The sequence below is a fragment of the Actinophytocola oryzae genome (genome assembly GCF_004364325.1).
GTDB classification, from domain to species: Bacteria; Actinomycetota; Actinomycetes; order Mycobacteriales; family Pseudonocardiaceae; genus Actinophytocola; species Actinophytocola oryzae.
This window is the reverse complement of sequence record NZ_SOCP01000037.1, coordinates 1-18,211: the sequence shown is the minus strand read 5'-3', so window position 1 is coordinate 18,211 and position 18,211 is coordinate 1. Positions and strand designations below refer to the sequence as shown.

Here is an 18,211-nt window from a genome sequence, read left to right as displayed (position 1 = left end):
GGGAGTACGCTCCAATTCCGTGGCGGTTTCCCAGACCAATTTTGCGTGGGCGACGCTCCTGGACATCGGCCCGCCGGAGCCCGGCCGCCGCCTGCACGACCGCCTCGCACACGCGCTGCGCACCGCGATCCGCACCGGCAGGCTGCCCGAGAACGCCGCCGTGCCACCCAGCCGCGCGCTCGCCGAGGAGCTGGGCTGCTCGCGCTGGGTCGTGACGGAGGCGTACGGCAGGCTCGTCGCCGAGGGCTACCTCGCGGCCAGGGTCGGCTCGGCCACCCGGGTCTCGTGGGTGCCGGACACCGCGCCTGCCACACAGGCGAGACCCACCCTCGTGCCCAGCCCGGTCCGGTACGACCTCGCGCCGGGACTGCCCGACCTGCGGGCGTTCCCCCGCCGCCGCTGGGCGGACGCCGTGCGCGCGGTGACCGGCTCCGCCGTCCACTACGACCTCGGCCTGCCCGACCCCGCCGGGCACGAGGTGCTGCGCACGACCATCGCCCAGTACCTGCGACGCTCCCGGGGCGCGGACGCACCCGCGACCGCCGTGTCGGTGTGCACGGGGGTGACCGACGGTCTCGTCCGCGTGTGCCGCACCCTGCGTGGTGAGGGGATCGCCGACGTGGCCGTCGAGGACCCCGGCTGGGGCAGGCTGCGTGACGCCGCCGCGACCGCGGGTCTGCGGGTGCACCCCGTGCCAGTCGACGGGGACGGCCTGCGGGTGGACGAGCTGGCGCGCACCGCCGCGCGGGCGGTCGTCGTCGGCGCGGCACACCAGTTCCCGACCGGGACCGTGCTGTCACCCGAGCGGCGCGCGAGCCTGGTGCGCTGGGCTCGGGAGGCGGACGGCTACGTCATCGAGGACGACTACGACGCCGAGTTCCGCTACGACCGCCACCCCGTCGCCGTCATGCAGGGCATGGACCCGCGCCGGGTGTTCCTCCTCGGCTCGGTCAGCAAGACGCTCTCGCCGGCACTCGGTCTCGGCTGGCTGGTCGCGCCCACCGCGATGACCGGCGCACTGCGTGCGGCGAACCCGGTGGCGGTCGCGCCGCCGGTGCTCGACCAGCTCGCGCTCGCCACGTTCGTCGACCGCGGCTGGTACGACGCGCACCTGCGTGCCGGACGGCGACGGTTCCGAGCCCGCCGCGACCTGCTGGTCCGCGTGCTCGGCGCCGAGGTGCCCTCGGGACGGGTCGCGGGCACCGCCGCCGGGCTGCACATCCTGCTACACCTGCCCGAGGCCACCGGCACCCGCGCGACCGTCCGCGCGGCGGCCGACGCGGGCCTGCGCCTGGCCGACCTCGACGACTACCGCGTGGCAGGCTCGCCGGACCGCGCGCTCGTCCTGGGCTACGGCAACATCAGCGACACCGATATCCCCGGGGCCGTCGCGCTGCTCCGCGAGGCGCTGGGCTGATCAGAACTCGAAGCCGCCCGGTTTGCCGTTCCGGTCGGCGACCAGCCCGGCCAGTGTCGCCATCGCGATCTCCGGGGGCGTGCGGGAGCCGATGTTGAGGCCGATCGGGCGGTGCACGCGGGCGATCTCGCTGTCGGGGAGGCCCAGCTCCTTCAGCGCGGCCACGTGCGGGCCCTGGTGGCGGGGGTTGCCCATGACACCGAGCCACCGCGTCGGTTGTTTGAGGGCCTCGGCGAGCATCGGGCCCAGCTCGACGCGGTGGTGGTCGGTGACCACGACGTCGGCGTCGTCGTCGAGCGGCGGGAAGTGGGTGAGCACCTCGGCCGTCGTCTGCTCGTCGTTGGTCACCCGGCCGCGCTCGGGCTCCACGAGGACGGTCCGGTAGCCGAGGTCGTGGCCGTAGCGCAGCAGCAGGTCCGCCACGGGGGACGCGAACACCGCCACCAGCGTGCGGCTCGCCTTCTCCCCGGGAGCGTCGCCGTGCGCTACCGCACAGCTCGCGTCGTCGGTCGCCATGGGTTCTAGGGTGGCACGTGTGCGCAACGACGTCACACTCCCGTACAACGGGTCGACCCTCGACCGCGCCCGGCGTGCGGACGCCGAGTGGCTCGCAGGCGCGATGGCGGACGGCCGGGTGCTCGCCTTCTGGCAGGACAGGTGCCTGGTCGCGGGCGGGTCTCCGGTCAGCGTCGACGGGACGGACCGCGAGGTCGTGTTCCTCGGCGCCGACGGGTGCGGCGTGTTCGCCACCGATCTGTCCGATGTGGACGTGGACACGGCCGTGCACGAGGCGGGCGCCGACGCGGCCGTCGACATCCGGGTCCTGTTCCCCGACCTCGACCGCCAGGAGGCCGCGACCCTCGCGTACGCGCGGGGCATGCTGCACTGGGCCCGCAACCAGCGTTTCTGCGGTGCGTGCGGCGGGCGGACGGCGGTCGAGCAGGCCGGCCACATGCGTCGCTGTCAGGGCTGCGGCAAGCTCCACTTCCCGCGCATCGAGCCGGCCGTGATCATGCTCGTGGAGGCCCCCGACCGGCAGCGCTGCCTGCTGGCCAGGCACCGGGGCGCCGCGGCGGGGGCCTACTCGACGCTCGCCGGTTTCGTGGAGATCGGCGAGAGCCTCGAGGACGCCGTGCGTCGCGAGCTGCACGAGGAGGCGGGCGTGCGGGTCGGTGACGTGGCCTACCAGGCGTCGCAGGCGTGGCCCTTCCCGTCAGGTCTGATGGTCGGCTTCCGTGCCGTGGCCGTCACCGACGAGGTGGCCGTGGACCACGACGAGCTGATCGAGGCCCGCTGGTTCACCCGCGACGAGGTCCGCGCCATGACCGACGGCCGCCACGACTCGATCGAGTCCTATCTCGTCGGCACCTGGCTGGGCGAGTCGTAAAAACATGCGCGTCGGCCGCAAAGCAGTGACATTATCCGGCGGGTGGACTTCGAGGAGCTGATCGCCGAGGCCGACGCGGTCTCCGTGGACGGGTGGAACTTCGACTGGCTTGCCGGGCGAGCCACCGAGGAACGACCGCCGTGGGGCTACCAGCGCCTGATGGGGGAGCGCATGGCCCGCGCCGAGGTGGCCGTCGACCTCAAGACCGGCGGCGGCGAGGTCCTGGCCGGTGTGCCGAGGCTCGCGCCCACGACGCTGGCCACGGAGTCCTGGCCACCCAACCGCGCGCGGGCCCGGGAGAACCTGGGGCCACGTGGGGTGACGGTCGTGGCCGACCGGGACGCGCCACCGCTTTCCTTCCGGGACAACACCTTCGACCTGGTGGTGAGCAGGCATCCCGTGCGGGCGTGGTGGTCGGAGATCGCCCGCGTGCTCACCCCCGGCGGCACCTACCTGTCCCAGGAGGTCGGCCCGGCGAGCGTGTCCGAACTGGTCGACTACTTCCTGGGGCCCCAACCGTGGACCGCCAGGCAGCCGGAGGAGGCCCGTGCCATGGCCGAGGCGGCGGGGCTGGAGGTCGTCGACCTGCGCTCCGCCCGGCTGCGGATGGAGTTCCTCGACATCGGAGCCGTCGTCTACTTCCTCCGCAAGGTCGTCTGGATGGTCCCCGCGTTCACGGTCGCCGAGTACCGCGACCGGCTACGCGCCCTCCACGAAGAGATCACGGCAGAGGGTCCGTTCGTGGCGTTCAGCACGCGCTTCCTCATCGAGGCGCGCAAGCCCTAGCCGCCGCCGGTCGCACGTGGTCAGGTTGGCCGCGCGGCCCGGGGGAGGCGGCTCCAGCACGTGGTCGTACCCGGCATCGTTCATGTGTTCGATACTACCAAGGAGGCCGTGGGGTAAGACTGGTGGGTGGAGGTGACGCCATGCGCTTCCGGGACCGCACCGACGCGGGTCGGGTGCTGGCCACCCACCTGGCTCACCTGCGTGGGGCCGACCCCGTCGTCGTCGGCCTGCCGCGGGGCGGGGTGCCGGTCGCCGCCGAGATCGCCGACGCCCTGGAAACCGACCTCGACGTCGTCCTCGTCCGCAAGGTCGGCGCACCGCACCGCGAGGAGCTGGCGGTCGGGGCGGTCGGCGAGGACGGCGTGACCGTCCGCAACGACGCCCTCCTGCGCGACCTCGGCCTCGACTGGGCCGACCTCGCCGAGCAGGTCGCCCGCGAGCGTGCCGAGATCCGCCGCAGGGCCGGGATCCTGCGGCCGGGCCCGCGACCCGACCTCGCGGACCGCACGGTCGTCCTCGTCGACGACGGGATCGCCACGGGTGCCTCCGTGATCGCCGCGCTGAAGGTCCTCCGGCACCTCGGCGCCGGGCGAGTCGTGCTCGCCGTGCCCGTCGCGCCGCCGGACTCCCTGCGCACGCTCGCCCCGCTCGCCGACGAGATCGTCTGTCCTGTCCGCCCGGGGGACTTCGCCTCGGTCGGCGAGTGGTACGACGACTTCACCCAGGTCCCGGAGGAGCAGGTGCGAAAACTCCTGGAGTGTCTACGCTGATCAACGTGCCCTCGTTCGATCTTGACACGGACCTGTCCGAAGACCGCGCCTTCCGCCTCGTGACCAACGGCCACGTGAGCCTGTACTGGCGACATGAGGTCCTGGACGACACCACGACGTGGCTCGCCGACCACGCCTACCAGCTCGTCCGGCTCGACGCGGCCGTGTGGAGCACCGAGGCCGACTTCCACCGCCATATCAGGGTGGCGCTGCACTTCCCCGACTACTACGGCGACAACCTCGACGCGTTCAACGACTGCATGCGCGACGTCGCGACCTACACCTACGGCGCGGACCGCAACGCCACCGGCACCGTGCTCGTGTTCACCGGCTACGACGCCTTCACCCGCCACGAGACCCACGCCGCCCAGGTCATCCTCGACATCATCGCCGACCAGTCCCGCCAGGCGATGCTCTTCGGCCACCGCCTCATGTGCCTGGTCCAGTCGAACGACCCGGACATCCACTTCGAGCCGGTCGGCGCGACCCCCGTCGACTGGAACCCGGCCGAGCAGCTGGCGGACGCACGCCGGGGCTGAAACGCACTGAAGGCGTCCTTCGTAACGCTGGGCGTACCGAAGGCGTCCTTCAGGCTGACTGCCCGCGGGCACCGAACGTCGCCGACCATCCATCGGGGCGATACCCACTCGGCCCGTGCCGGACTGGACGAACCTCATGGCCGGGTACAGCTAGAGCCGGCCCACGGCGGTCACCCGTACGGCCGCCGCACCGATCTCGTCGGACTCCGCCAGGTCGATCTCGGCGGTGAAGCCCCAGTCGCCGTCGCCTGCCGGGTCGTCGAAGATCTGCCTGGCCTCCCAGCGGTCCTCCTGCTCCGAGAGGATCAGGAACCGCTGCCCACGCGCGTCCGGGCCCGTGCGGATCTCGTCGTGCTCGTCGAAGTACGGCTCCAGCTCCTCGGCCCACGCCTCGGCGTCCCAGCCCGCGTCGCCGTCCAGCTCGCCGAGCGCGGACCACCGGCGCGCAGCGGCCAGCTGCACCCGGTGGAACAACGCGTTGCGCACCAGCACCCGGAACGCGCGCACGTTGCGCGTCACGGCGGGCGCCCGCTCGTCGGCGTCGGCCGACACGACCTCGGCGGAGGGGTTGGTCAGCTTCTCCCACTCGTCGAGCAGGCTGGAGTCGACCTGCCGGACCAGCTCGCCGAGCCACTCGACGAGGTCGGTCAGCTCCTCGGTCTTCGCCTCGTCCGGCACGGTCTGGCGCAGCGCCTTGTACGCGTCGGCGAGGTAGCGCAGCACCATGCCCTCGCTGCGTGCGAGCTGGTAGAAGCCGACGTACTCGACGAACGTCATCGACCGCTCGAACATGTCGCGGGCGACGGACTTGGGCCGCAGGTGGTAGTCCGACACCCACGGATGCCCGAGCCGGTAGGTCTCGTACGCCCCGTTGAGCAGCTCCTCGGCCAGCGGCTTCGGGTAGGTGATGTTCTCGAGCAGCGTCATCCGCTCCTCGTACTCGATGCCCTCGGCCTTCATCGCCTGTACGGCCTCGCCGCGTGCCTTGTGCTCCTGCGCGGACAGGATCTGGCGCGGATCCTCCAGAGTGGACTCGATGACCGACAGCACGTCCAGCGAGTAGGACGGCGACTCCCGGTCCAGCAGCTCGAACACGGCCAGCGCGAACGGCGACAGCGGCTGGTTCAGCGCGAAGTCCAGCTGCAGGTCCACGGTCAGCCGGATCGAGCGGCCCTCGTCGTCCGGCTCCGACAGCCGTTCGACCACCCCGGCGGACAGCAGCGCGCGGTAGATCGCGATGGCCCTGCGGATGTGCCTGCGCTGCCCGGGCCGGTCCTCGTGGTTGTCCTCCAGCAGCCTGCGCATGGCCGTGAACGCGTCACCCGGCCGACCGATCACGTTGAGCAGCATCGAGTGCGTGACCACGAAGCTCGACGTCAACGCCTCCGGCTCGGCCTCGACCAGCCGCTGGAACGTCGGCTCGCCCCAGCCGATCGAGCCTTCCGGCGGCTTCTTCTTCACGACCTTGCGTCGCTTCTTCGGGTCGTCCCCGGCCTTGGCCAGCGCCTTCTCGTTCTCGACGACGTGCTCCGGCGCCTGCACGACCACGTTGCCGACCGTGTCGAAGCCCGCCCGGCCCGCGCGTCCCGCGATCTGGTGGAACTCGCGTGCCTTGAGCAGCCGCACCTTCTGACCGTCGTACTTGGACAGTGCGGTGAACACGACGGTCCTGATCGGCACGTTGATGCCGACGCCCAGGGTGTCGGTGCCGCACACGACCTTCATCAGCCCGGCCTGCGCGAGCCGCTCCACGAGCCGCCGGTACTTGGGCAGCATGCCGGCGTGGTGCACGCCGATCCCGTGGCGCACCAGCCGGGACAGCGTCTTGCCGAACCCTGCCGTGAACCGGAAGTTGCCGATGAGCTGGGCGATCCGGTCCTTCTCCTCCCGCGTGCACACGTTGATGCTCATCAGGTTCTGCGCGCGCTCCAGCGCGGCGGCCTGCGTGAAGTGGACGACGTAGATCGGCGCCTGGTTGGTGGCGAGCAGCTCCTCGATCGTCTCGTGCAGCGGGGTGAGCCGGAACGAGTAGAACAGCGGCACCGGCCGTTCCGCCGACGTGACGACCGCGGTCGGCCTGCCCGTGCGGCGGGTCAGGTCCTCCTGGAAGCGGGTGACGTCGCCGAGCGTCGCGGACATCAGCAGGAACTGCGCCTTCGACAGCTCCAGCAGCGGCACCTGCCACGCCCAGCCGCGGTCCGGCTCGGCGTAGAAGTGGAACTCGTCCATGATCACCACGCCGACGTCGGCGGCCTGGCCCTCCCGCAACGCGATGTTCGCGAGGATCTCCGCCGTGCAGCAGATGATCGGCGCCCCGGCGTTGACACTCGAGTCGCCGGTGATCATGCCGACGTTCTCCGCGCCGAAGATGTCGCACAACGCGAAGAACTTCTCGGACACGAGCGCCTTGATGGGTGCCGTGTAGAAGCTGCGCCTGCCTGCCGCGAGCGCCGCGAAGTGCGCGCCGGTGGCCACCATGCTCTTGCCGGAGCCGGTCGGCGTGGACAGGATGACGTTCGCCCCGGAGACGATCTCGATCATCGCCTCCTGCTGCGCCGGGTACAGCGAGAGGCCCTCGTTCTCCGCCCAGGTCGAGAAGGCGTCGAAGAGGGTGTCGGGGTCCTGGTCGGCGGGCAGCACGTCAGTCAGCGTCATGGTGACATCGATGGTGCCACGTCGCGGCGTCATCCCAGTCGAGGGGCGTGCTCCCCGGCCGTCTGGCGTGGGATCTCCGGGGGCTCCAGCTCGTGCCACCACCGCAGGGCGTCCGCGGCGGGCCAGTTCGGCATGACCTCGCCGACCTTGCGGTGCACGTGCAGCGCGGCCCCGCACCGCTCCCGCCACGCGGCGGGGTCGTGGCGCAGCTGGTCCGCGAGGGCGAGCTGGGTGTGCAGTGAGTGCCGGTAGATGCCTCCAGGGGTCAGGTGGATCGGCACGGCGCCGGTGCACTCCGGGCACCGGCACGGCCAGTTGTGGGCGAGGGCGGGCGTACGGTCCACGATCCGCGCCAGGACGGACGGGCGGTGGTGACCCATCAACGCGGGCACGAACAGGCCCGACATGACGCCCAGGGCGCCCGCGTGGGCCCCGTGGCAGACCGCGCCGAGGGCGCCGATGTCCGAGCGGAGCACCAGCACCGGCACGGACGCCGTCAACACCCGGATGAGTCCACTCGCCACGAACGTGTCGCCGACGATCGCAACGGGTAGTCGTGCCTCGTTCAGGGTCGTGATCAGCCTGGTGAGCTGGGCACGTTCCGCGAACCAACCCGGGGCCAGGGGGAGGGTGACGACGAGTGGTTGCGGTTGGTCCGCCGCGTCGTCGAGAAGTCTGTGCAGGCCAGGCCAGTCGCCCGCGGCGAGGTAGCCGGAGTCGGTGAGCGCGACGAGGCCGAGTTCGTGTTGCTCGGCCGTCCAGTCGGCGCTGAGGCCGGCGCTCGCGGGCACGCGGTGGCGTCCCGTGTAGCGGCCGGCGTCGCAGAGTATGGGGCCCCTGTGGTCGAGGCGGCGCAGGTGTCGGACGGTCTTGAAGGGCTTCGGCCCGGTGAGGACGAGCCCGGACTGGTATCTGGCGACGATGGGCGCGACGGAGTCGGCCCGCTCGAGCGGACACTGGACGAGTAATCGGTGCCGGAGGCCGTCTAAGAACATGCCCTACACCGTGCACTGTGTGCTCATCTCTTGTCACGGGTTGTCACACCGTTGATGAAGAATTAACGCCCAGATGGTCGTTGTCTACTACTTGCCGTGGTCGAACGGATGCGCTAAAGCAACGGCGATCTTGACTCTCACTGGATCGGGTGGACAGAATCAGCTGAAATTTATTCACATTCGTGCCTGAACTGTCCGCTTGGTCGGGTGCCGCCCCGGTGCCCGCTCGGTTCTGGAGGGCCGTGATGTCCCTGCGTTATCTCGCGGCGGCCGCCGTAGTCGCCGCCACTGTCGTCCCGGTGGTGGCCGCACCCGCTTCCGCCGCCCAGCCCGCCGCGTTGCCGACCGCCGCCGTCGCGCTCGGCGACAGCTTCATCTCCGGCGAGGGCGGCGGCTCGTACTCCGCCGTGACAGATGTCAACGGTGTGTCCCAGGGCTTCCCCGGGTGGTCCGCCGCCAACAGCAACGCCTACTTCTGCCACCGGTCCCCGAACGCGGAGATCTTCCGCGCCACGCTGCCGGGCATCCAGGACCGGTACAACCTGGCGTGCTCCGGTGGCCAGCCCTACGACATGCTGAACGCCTCGTCGGGCCGTGCGAAGGGCAGGACCGTCGCCTCGCAGCTGGACCAGCTGCGTGCCGTGGCGGCGACCCACGACATCGACCTGGTCCTCGTGGGCCTCGGCTCGAACAACAGCTCGTTCACCTTCGGCGACGCGGCCTCCGTGTGCGCCAACAGGTTCATCGCCGACGCCTGGACGGGCTGGTGGGAGTTCTGGGCCTACCTCGGCGGTGACGTGCCGCAGCAGCCGTGCACCATCTCCGATCTCGCGACGGACGCCGAGGTGTCGGCCGCGACCGCCGAGACCACGACCGCGCTGCGTGCGCTGCTGACCACCCTCGACCAGGTCGACGCGGACGGCCAGCACCGGATCGTGTTCCAGGACTACACGAACCCGCTGCCGACGGACTACGCGCAGCGGTACTACGAGGAGGACGGCCGCGCCGACGACCGGGACAAGTTCCGGGCGCTGGGTGCCGAGCGGTACGCGGCGGGCTGCCCGGCGCACCGGGCGACACTCGCGGCGGGTCACCTGTTCTCGCAGGCGCTGGGGAACATCGTCCGGTCGGCGCACACCACGCTGTCGGCGGAGTTCCCCGGGGATGACCTGGTGTACCTGAACGTGCAGTCGGCGTTCAACGGCGCGCGGCTGTGCGAGAACGACGGCAGCCCCGGGAATGCCCTTGCCACGCCGATCCGCCTGATGGACGGACCGAGTGGGTCGTTCGTCACGAGCCTGTCCGGGTACGACAAACTCGACATCCAGCGCATCGCCAACGCGTGTGTGACGTATTTCCAGACGTGCCAGGAATCGTGGCACCCCAACGTGAACGGTTACGGGGTGCTCGGCCAGTGCCTGTCCGGCGCGGCGGTCGCGGCGGGACGACAGGTCGCCTGCGTTCGACAAAGTGACGGCAGCGTGTCGGTTTCCTGATTGGACGGCCCGCCTGGCCGTCCGCGACCCGGGCGGCCAGGCGTGGTGACGGCGGGTTTCCGGTCTGCACAAGGACATCCGCTGGGGCGGTGTTGCGCGTGTGGCACACAGAGTTCGGCGGTGACGGTGGTCCGGAACTCGAAGAACTCCTCAGGGGCCGTCCTGACCCGCATGACGGGTGTTCCTCAGCGAGACCTGCGTGGCCTGAGGCCCTCGCTCAGCCGGCGGGTCTGCTCACGAAGGACCTCGACCGTCCGGCTCAGGTAGTCCGCGATGAGAAGCAGTTCCGCTTCCGAGTAGCGCGCCGCCATCTCGTTCATCGCCGCTGCCAGGTCGCTGAAGACGTCCGGTTGTCCGGTGGCGGCGGTGACCAGCACCCGTCTGCGGTCCTTCTCGTCGTGTTCGCGGTGGGCCAGGCCCGCGCGCTCCAGCCGGTCGATCATGCCCGTCACCGCGCCGGGGGTCAGTCCCGTCTTCTCCGCGAGGTCGCCCGCCGACATCGGGCCCTCCCGCCCCAGCAGCGTCAGCGCCCGCTGGTCACCGGCGCTGACCCCGAGATGAGCCCCGACCGCCTCGTGGAACATCACCACCGCCGTGCTCAGCTCCCGACCCAGGGCGGCCCCCTGAGCAGCACGTTCCTCGTCCGACACGTCAGGTACTTTACCTACCTCGTTATTTTAGTACACTGAACTAAAATAACGAGAGTGAGGCGACGTGAGACTTCAGAGGGAATGGCAGCTCGCCGCGTCCGTCCCGGCGTGGGCGTGGCGCTTCTACCGCCGACACTGGCCGATGATCGTCGGACTGTCGCTGGTCGGTTCCGTCCAGCGGCTGATCGTCGTCAACTGGACCGACGACATCCCCGACGCCGTCGCACTGGCCTCAGAGGTCGTCGTGATGGCCGCACGACTGCTCCTGTTGGTCGCGATCTGGCGCCTGGCAACGCCGAAGGGCCGTCCGAGCCTGCGCCACGGTCGCATCTTCGTCGCCGGCCACTGGCTGAGCCTGCTCCTCCAGTGCGGCCTGATCATGCTGGCAAGCCTCGTCTTCGACACGGGACTCGAAGGACTCGGCGCCTTGCTGCCGGAGTCCACGCGGCAGACCTACCTCGCGGTGCTCCTGTTCCTCAAGAACCCGACGATCATCGCGTTCACGTTCGTCTGGCTGGTCGGTCTGGCCCGGCAACTGGTCGTGCGACCGTCCACGGTGGACGTAAGAGCCTAGCCCGTCGCCGCCAGGTGGTGGGGGAGCAGCTGCGACAGGTCGATCGCGTTCGCCATGGCCTCGGTGCCCGCGTCGTTGGGATGCAGGTGGTCACCACTGTCGTAGGCCGGGTCCAGTGCCATCGGGTTGCCGGGCGCGGCCGTCGCGGCGGCGAAGTCCACCACCGCGTCGAAGGTGCCGCTGTGACGGATCCAGTCGTTGACCTCCAGCCAGGTCTCGTTGCGAGTGGGCGACTCGATGAACGACCCGCCGAACGGGGTGATCGTCCCGCCGATGATCCGCAGGCCCGCCGCATGCGTTTGTGCGGCGATGTCCGCAAGGCCCGCGATCAGGTCCGGCGCCGTCGCGTCGTAACCGATGTCGTTCACGCCCTCGAGCAGGATCACCGTCCGAACTCCGGTCTGGGAGAACACATCGCGCTCCAGCCGGTCCACCGCCGGGATGCCCCAGTACGGCTCGCCCTCGCGGGGCAGCAGCACCCGGTTGCCACCCAGGCCCGCGTTGACCACCGACAGGCCGGGGCCGTGGCCCGCGTCGAGCCTGCGGGCCAGGTAGTCCGGCCAGCGGTGGTTGGCGTTGCCCGTCGTCGCGGACGTGTCGGTGATCGAGTCGCCCAGTGCCACCACCGAGCCGACGATCGGCCGGGTCGGGACCACGTCGACACCGTCGGCGAACATCCAGCACGGGGTGTTGCCGTACGCGCCGCCCGCGACCGCCGTGGCCTGGTCGCCCGGCGCCAGGAAGTTGCCCTGCGCGGTGAAGGGGTGGTTCGTGATCGGACCGGTCGGACCCGGCACGTACACGCTCACCAGCAGCGTCGACAACGCGGCCACCCGCAGCGGCACCGGGTCGCTGAACAGCTCCCGGCCCGCCGGGATCGTCACCGAGCGACCGCCGTGGAACCTCAGCTCGCGGACCGTCCCGGGAACCGCGTCGGCGTTCGCGGACTGGACCGCCACCGAGGCGTGGCCGATGCGCATGGGAGCGCTCCCGAACGCGTTGGTGAGGCGGACGCGGACCTGCGAACCGCCCACACTCGCGAACACCACGTTGCGGACGGTCCGGTCGGTCAGACCGGTGCCCGCGGGACAGTCGGACCACGGGATGGTGCTACCCACCACCGGGCTCGCCGCCCACGACACGACCCAGCGCGGGGAGGCGCTCGCCGCCGGAGGGGCCAGCCCCAGGGACGCAAGGAGCAGCAAGGAAAACACGAGCAGCGGACCACGGTGTCCAGACATGCCGGCGAGCATATCCGTGACACGTCACGGACAGCTGCGTCCGAACGGGGACAACCGGGTATAACCGTCCGTTGCTGAACGTTCAGGCCGGCTGAACGTTCAGTTGTGCCGCAGCGTGATCCGCGTCCACGCGCCGATATAGACCCGGTCGCCATCCGCGAGTGGCCTGGGTACGTTGGGGCGCAACGGTTTCTGCTCGTCGTTCACCAGGGTCCCGTTGGCCGAGTCCAGGTCCACAATGGACCACGTGCCGTCCGCCTGCGCCAGCAGCAACGCGTGCAGGTGGGACACCCCCGGGTCCTCCGGTGGACCGAGCAGGTCGATGTCCGGCAGGATGCCCCGGCTGCGACTGCTCCGGCCGATGCTGATCTCCTTGCCCGCCAACGGGAAGTGCCGGTCGGGGCAGTAGGGCGGGAACGTGATGCCGGACGCGTCCGGACCGTCGGCCTCCATCACGGAGCCGTAGTACGCGCGGTCGGCGGTCACCGTGGCCGTCCACGTCGCCTCCTCCGGCATCCGGTCGGCAGGCACCGGCGGGACGTCCGAGGAGACCGCGACGGGGACCCTCTCCGGGACGGGGGCGAGCGAGTCGTGGCCGCACTCCTCGCAGAAGCGTCCGGCCAGCGCCGCACCACACGACTGGCACGTCGTGCCCGCAGGCGGCAGCGCGGCCTCCGTGGCAGGGGGCGCGTCGGCCGTGGCCGACACCGGCGCGCCGCCGATCTCCCGGCCGCAGACCTCGCAGAACTCCTCGTCGGTCGACGTGTGGCCCAGAGGGCAGGTAGCCATCAGCCGTCCGCCTCCGTCGACTGCTTCTTGCGCACCCGCATGGTCTTGGACGACCTGGTGTCGAGGGTCATCTCGTCGACGGCCGCGACCGAGCGCTTGAGCCGCACGGTCCCGGTCCGCGCGTCCTCGACGTCGACGACCTTCGCCAGGAGTTTCGCGGTGTCCGAGTGCCCGGTCTCGGTGGCCAGCTGCACCGCGCGGCCCAGCTTCGCGGTCGCCGTCTCGACGTCACCCGCCTTGCGTGCCTCCAGCCCCTCCTGGATCACGTCCGCCAGCTCGGCCTGACCGGTGTAGTGCGCGACCTCGCGGTTGATGCGGGTCGACAGCGCGGTGTCCTCGGTCCAGACCGCGAGGATGCGGCCCTTGCCGAGCACCTGCTCCTCGGCGCCGTTCGTACCGGGCACCACCAGGCTCACCCGACCGGCCAGCATCTTCTCGCCCGTCGCCGCGGCGGGGACCTGCACGCACACGTGGTAGTCGCGGGTCTCCGAGCCCCACGAGCCGGTGGGGTAGTCGCCGCTGCGGGGCGGCACCTCGACGCGTCGCGCAGTGAGGTCGTTCAGGGTCGGCTCGACCTGCTTGACGTACTTGATCGTGGCGCCCATCGGCGTCCACAGCCGCAGCGCCACGTCCGCGACCGCCTTGTCCATGGCCGACGCGGCCATCGCGCGGAAGTCCGCCTCCAGGCCCTCCGGCTCCGCCACGATGTCGACCGTGCCGAGCAGGGTGTCGGCGATCGTGCGCAGCTCCTTGACCTCCCAGTCCGTGCCGACGCCACGGCAGTCGCACACGAAGTGCCCCGTGACCTCCTGCAGCGTCCTGGCGAGCTGGCGCGGCGTCTCGTGCATGTTCTGACCGTCGGTCAGCAGGATCGCGTGCCGCATCGACGCCGTGGACGTCGCGAACAGCGAGTCCGCCAGCGACAGCCACCTGCCGATCGCCGTGCCGCCGTTCGCGGCCAGCTTCGCGACCGCCTCCTTGGCCTCCGCACGCGTCTGCGGCGAGGAGACCACCATGCCGTGCTGGTAGGGGAACACCAGCCGCGCCTCGTCGGTGCCCGCCACGACCGCGAACTCGACGCCGTCGCGCAGCGTGTCGATGGCCGCCGCCGTCGCCTGCTTGGCCGAGGACAGCTTGGTGCGCGGCACGTGCATCGACCCGGAGCAGTCGACGATGATCACCTCGGCCGCGTTGCCGCCCGACGCCACCGGACCGGTCACCGCGCCGGAGGCCGTGACGGTGACGATCGCGTTCACCTCGGTGGCACCTGCCGCGAGGTACTCGTTCTGGTAGACCTCGACCGCGAAGTCCGGCTGTGTCATGGGTGTTCCTCCTCCGTCGGCGGGAACGGCACGAGCACCGTCGTGATGTTGTCGTGGCCGCCGAGCTTCAGCGCGAGCTTCGTCAGCTCGACGGCCGCCGTCATGCCGCCGCCCGCCGGCATGACCTCGGTCAGCGCCCCCGCGTCCGGTACGTAGTTCCACAGGCCGTCGCTGCACAGCAGGACGTGCCCCGGACCGCCTGGCTGGACGGTGACCACGCGCGGCTCGATCTCGCCCGCGTCCGCGCCGATCCACTTGGACAGCGCGTGCGCCTGGTGGACCGTGTTGGCCTCCGCCTCGCTCATGCCCTCGGCGATCAGCTCGGCGGCCACCGTGTCGTCCATGGTCAGCATCCGCGACGACATCGCCCCGGAACCGGGGGAGGCGATCCAGTACACGCGGCTGTCGCCGACCGACCCGACCGTCACGTCGGTGGGCGTCACCACGACCGAGACGAACGTGCAGGAGGGCGCCGTACCGGGCACGCTGGGGTCCGCGAGGCGTGACACGACCTGGATCGCCTGTGCCACGGCCGCTTTCGTGGCCGCCTCGGGATCGCCGTTCTCCAGGACCGAGTCCAGCAGCACGGACGTCGCCTCGTCCACCGCGTGCTGCGAGGCGCTGTCGGCCCGGTCGGAGGTCGCGACGCCGTCGCACACCACCGCGACGACCGTCGGCGGGGCGTCACCGCCGAGCACGGTGCCGAAGCCCATCGAGTCCTCGTTGCGGGCGCGCCGGTTGCCCTTGTCGCTGATGCCGACCACCAGGTCGAGGTCGCACTCCATGCGGTCGCGCCCGCTCGGCTGCGAACGGCCGCAGTCCTCGCAGTACTCCTCGGAGTCGATCTTCGCGCTGCCGCACGCGACGCACTTGCCGCCGCCGGGGTCGGACACGGGCCCGCCGAGCGGGGTCCTGCGCACGAGCAGGCTCTGCCCGCACTCCTCGCAGAACCGGTCCTTCGGCCCGACGGAGGTGCCGCAGCCGGGGCAGTTGGTAACGGTCACACCCACGTCCTCGGTCGGATCTGGTTGGCGCTGTCCACCAATGCGATGCGCTCCCTCGTGCTGTTCGCGTGGCGCGCGAGTGTCCGGTAACAACCCTCGAGCGCGACGCGCAGGTCGGCGTCCGTCAACGGGCAGCCAAGCACAACCCTGCTGGTGTTGCCCCCGTGGGGCAGCCACGCCAGTGCGGCCGAGTACAGCCGCTCCGACGCGTGTGCCCGCCTGGCCACGTCCAGCTCGAGCGCCGCGAGCAGGTCGCCCGCGGCCACGAGGTCGTCCTCGGTCAAACCCTGTGCCGGCACGTCACGGACCCGCACGTCCGCCGCGGCGAGGCGTGCGGTGGTGTGGTGGTTGGACGTCTCCGGCACGGAACAGAGGACGTCGAAGGCCTCGTTTCGGTTGCCGGTGGCGATCAACGCGCGCGCGAGCCCGAACGCCGCGCTCACGTAGGTCCGGTCGGTGACCCAGACGACGCGGTAGTAGCGGTCCGCGGTGACCCACTCGCCGCTCGCCTCCGCGCAGGCCGCGAGCGCGAGCTTCGGCGCGGCCTCGCCGGGCACCGCCGAGTACACGCGGTCGAAGTGCTGGCTCGCGTTCGCGGGCTTGTCCTCCGCCAGCGCGGCGATGCCCCGGTACCAGTCGAGGAGCCACAGCCGCTCCAGGTCGAGCGCGTCCTTGGCCAGCTCGTCGAGCCTGCGCCGCGCGCTCGCCACATCGCCCGCCTCCAGGTAGGCGCGGGCGATGCGCAGCCGCACCTCCACCGACGCCAGCGGGGCCATGCGCAGCTCGTCGACCAGTTCCATCGGGTCGGTCGAGGTGACGGTGGCGAGGAACGCGGCGGCCGGGTCGGTGCCGTCCACCCTCGGCACCGGCAGTGTGTGCACGAGCGCGGGCAGGGACGGCGCGACCGAGGTGTCCACCGCGAACGAGCGGCGCTCGGGGGTGAACTCGGCGGACGGGCCGGGGCGCGGCTGGAGGTCGTCGGAGGCCAGCACCTCGCGGAGCACGCCCGTGAGCTGGTCCTTCATCTCCTCGGCGGAGTTGAAGCGCGCGGCGGGCTCGCCCGCGGTCGAGCGGAGCAGGAACCGGTAGAGCGAGTCGTACCGCGCGAGCAGCGGCTCCTCGGCCGGGTTGGGCAGCCTGTCCACATAGGATCGCTGGAAGTCGAACGGGAAGGCCGTCACCGCGAGGGTGCGGCCGATCGTGTACAGGTCGGAGGAGATCGACGGGCCGACGCTCGCGATCTCCGGCGCCTGGTAGCCGATCGTGCCGTAGACGGCGCTGTCCTCGTCGTCGATGTGGCGCACCGCGCCGAGGTCGAGCAGCTTGAGCTGCTCCTCGGTCTGGACCACGTTGTCCGGCTTGAAGTCGCAGAACAGCAGGTTCAGCGAGTGCAGGTAGCCGATGGGCGGCAGCATCTCCAGCGTGTAGGCGATGGCGCGGTCGACCGGCAGGCACGCCTGCGGGCCCTGTGCTGCCCTGATCTGCTTGAGCATGTCCTTGATGGACTGACCGCCGACGTACTCCATCACGATGTAGCCCACCATCGTGCCGGTGTCCTTGTCGGGGTGCTGCACGAAGTTGTGGATCTTGACGATGTTCGGGTGCTCGACCTCGGCGAGGAACCGCCGCTCCGCGACGGCCGCGGCGAGCGCGTCGACGTCACCGGTGTCGAGCAGGCCCTTCAGCACGACCCAGCGGTCGGCGACCGCCCGGTCGAGCGCGAGGTAGATCCAGCCGAGGCCGCCGTGGGCGAGGCAGCCGAGCACCTCGTACTGGTCGTGCAGGACCTCGCCCCTGGACAGCTTGGGGGAGAAGGAGAAGTGGTGGCGGCAGGACGTGCAGAAGCCCTCGGTGCGGCCGGGCTTGCCGTCGCGGCCCCGGCCGACCTTGGCGCCGCAGTTGCTGCAGAAGCGCTTCTCCTCGGGGACCTTCGGGTCGGCGAGCACCGCCGACTTCGGGTCGCGGTAGGGCACGCGGGGGACCTCGACGAGTCCTGCGCCCAGCAGACCCCGGCTGGTCGAGCGTGCCGAGCCGCGGCGGGAGCTGCTGGTCACGGCACCCGTCGAGGCCGTCCAGCCGGTCGCGACGGAGCCGGTGCGCACGCTGCCCGTCCGGGTGCTGACCGGGTCGGACTCCGCATGCCCGCTGCCGCCGGTGGGACCGAAGGAGGTCGGTTGGGGCGCCGGGGCCGCGGGCTTCGTACCTGCCGGGGCCTCGAGGCCGCAGGTGTCGCAGAAGCCGTCCTCGTCGAGCGTGCCGTCGCAGTCGGGGCGGGGGCAGGACGAGCCCTCGAGGGACACCGTGGCCGGGGTCGGCGGGGGAGGCGGCGGCGCGGCGATCGGGGTGGTGCGTGCGCTGCCCGCGGAGACGCTGCCGAGGGCCGACGCACTGCTGGGGGCGGCGGTGCTGCTCGCGGCCGGGGCCTCCAGGCCACAGGTGTCGCAGAAGCCGTCCTCGTCCAGGGTGCCGTCACAACCGGCTCGGGGACACTCGCTGATAGGACTACCTTCGTTCATGGCCGGGACCTCCGGGGAACGCTTGCTTCGCTTGTCCTGCGAGGACTGTCATGAGACGGCGTCCCTGGAG

At 71.1% G+C, this 18,211-nt stretch carries 16 protein-coding genes; 7 read left to right on the top strand and 9 right to left on the bottom strand.

Features of this window, described 5'->3' with window-relative positions; translation table 11 throughout:
- The first annotated feature begins 19 nt into the window (after positions 1–19).
- Positions 20–1,417 (top strand): MocR-like pyridoxine biosynthesis transcription factor PdxR, encoded by a 1,398-nt coding sequence (gene pdxR, locus CLV71_RS46895; RefSeq protein ID WP_243867547.1) that lies wholly within the window; start codon positions 20–22, stop codon positions 1,415–1,417.
- Here pdxR and CLV71_RS46890 read toward each other — a convergent pair whose 3' ends face one another.
- Positions 1,418–1,933 (bottom strand): XdhC family protein, encoded by a 516-nt coding sequence (locus tag CLV71_RS46890; protein WP_133909466.1) that lies wholly within the window; start codon positions 1,931–1,933, stop codon positions 1,418–1,420.
- Positions 1,934–1,952: 19 nt separating this feature from the next.
- Between CLV71_RS46890 and nudC the strand changes: the two genes are divergently transcribed.
- The 4 genes from nudC (at position 1,953) to CLV71_RS46870 (ending at position 4,899) form a co-directional block, all read left to right on the top strand.
- On the top strand, positions 1,953–2,804 hold the full coding sequence (gene nudC / locus CLV71_RS46885; protein WP_208298072.1) for an NAD(+) diphosphatase: 852 nt from the start codon (positions 1,953–1,955) through the stop codon (positions 2,802–2,804).
- A gap of 42 nt (positions 2,805–2,846) precedes the next feature.
- Entirely contained in the window at positions 2,847–3,590 is a 744-nt protein-coding gene (locus CLV71_RS46880; protein ID WP_208298071.1) for a class I SAM-dependent methyltransferase, read from the top strand.
- Between the two features lie 140 nt (positions 3,591–3,730).
- Positions 3,731–4,360 carry a phosphoribosyltransferase gene (locus CLV71_RS46875; RefSeq protein WP_133909463.1) on the top strand — a complete coding sequence of 210 codons (630 nt, stop codon included), beginning with the start codon at positions 3,731–3,733 and terminating at the stop codon, positions 4,358–4,360.
- Positions 4,361–4,365: 5 nt separating this feature from the next.
- Positions 4,366–4,899, top strand: a complete 534-nt coding sequence (locus tag CLV71_RS46870) for a barstar family protein (protein ID WP_133909462.1) — start codon at positions 4,366–4,368, stop codon at positions 4,897–4,899.
- Between the two features lie 150 nt (positions 4,900–5,049).
- Here the strand turns inward: CLV71_RS46870 and CLV71_RS46865 are convergent, their stop codons facing one another.
- Together CLV71_RS46865 and CLV71_RS46860 are read right to left on the bottom strand one after the other, a co-directional pair.
- Complete coding sequence (locus tag CLV71_RS46865) at positions 5,050–7,554, bottom strand: DEAD/DEAH box helicase (RefSeq protein ID WP_133909461.1); 2,505 nt, start codon at positions 7,552–7,554, stop codon at positions 5,050–5,052.
- 29 nt (positions 7,555–7,583) lie between these two features.
- Complete coding sequence (locus CLV71_RS46860) at positions 7,584–8,549, bottom strand: hypothetical protein (protein WP_133909460.1); 966 nt, start codon at positions 8,547–8,549, stop codon at positions 7,584–7,586.
- 245 nt (positions 8,550–8,794) lie between these two features.
- Here CLV71_RS46860 and CLV71_RS46855 point away from each other — a divergent pair, with 245 nt between their 5' ends.
- Entirely contained in the window at positions 8,795–10,045 is a 1,251-nt protein-coding gene (locus CLV71_RS46855) for an SGNH/GDSL hydrolase family protein (RefSeq protein ID WP_133909459.1), read from the top strand.
- A 185-nt stretch (positions 10,046–10,230) separates the two neighbouring features.
- Here the strand turns inward: CLV71_RS46855 and CLV71_RS46850 are convergent, their stop codons facing one another.
- Positions 10,231–10,695, bottom strand: a complete 465-nt coding sequence (locus tag CLV71_RS46850; RefSeq protein ID WP_243867544.1) for a MarR family transcriptional regulator — start codon at positions 10,693–10,695, stop codon at positions 10,231–10,233.
- A gap of 64 nt (positions 10,696–10,759) precedes the next feature.
- Between CLV71_RS46850 and CLV71_RS46845 the strand changes: the two genes are divergently transcribed.
- Positions 10,760–11,269 (top strand): hypothetical protein, encoded by a 510-nt coding sequence (locus CLV71_RS46845; RefSeq protein WP_133909458.1) that lies wholly within the window; start codon positions 10,760–10,762, stop codon positions 11,267–11,269.
- On the opposite strand, the gene CLV71_RS46840 is transcribed toward CLV71_RS46845, so the two are convergent.
- From CLV71_RS46840 to CLV71_RS46820, 5 genes are all read right to left on the bottom strand, one after another.
- Positions 11,266–12,510: an SGNH/GDSL hydrolase family protein gene (locus CLV71_RS46840; RefSeq protein ID WP_133909457.1), complete on the bottom strand. Its 1,245-nt coding sequence runs from the start codon at positions 12,508–12,510 to the stop codon at positions 11,266–11,268. The two genes, CLV71_RS46845 and CLV71_RS46840, sit on opposite strands and share 4 nt — an antisense overlap.
- A gap of 99 nt (positions 12,511–12,609) precedes the next feature.
- Complete coding sequence (locus CLV71_RS46835) at positions 12,610–13,299, bottom strand: FHA domain-containing protein (RefSeq protein WP_133909456.1); 690 nt, start codon at positions 13,297–13,299, stop codon at positions 12,610–12,612.
- The gene (locus tag CLV71_RS46830) at positions 13,299–14,621 is read right to left on the bottom strand and encodes a vWA domain-containing protein (RefSeq protein WP_133909455.1); all 1,323 of its coding nucleotides are present in this window, start codon (positions 14,619–14,621) and stop codon (positions 13,299–13,301) included. Before CLV71_RS46830 ends, CLV71_RS46835 begins: the two co-directional genes overlap by 1 nt.
- Positions 14,618–15,625, bottom strand: coding sequence for a PP2C family protein-serine/threonine phosphatase (locus tag CLV71_RS46825; RefSeq protein ID WP_133909454.1), 1,008 nt, complete (start codon positions 15,623–15,625; stop codon positions 14,618–14,620). The genes CLV71_RS46830 and CLV71_RS46825 overlap by 4 nt, the downstream gene beginning before the upstream one ends.
- Positions 15,622–18,141: a serine/threonine-protein kinase gene (locus CLV71_RS46820; RefSeq protein WP_133909453.1), complete on the bottom strand. Its 2,520-nt coding sequence runs from the start codon at positions 18,139–18,141 to the stop codon at positions 15,622–15,624. Before CLV71_RS46820 ends, CLV71_RS46825 begins: the two co-directional genes overlap by 4 nt.
- Between the last annotated feature and the right edge of the window lie 70 nt (positions 18,142–18,211).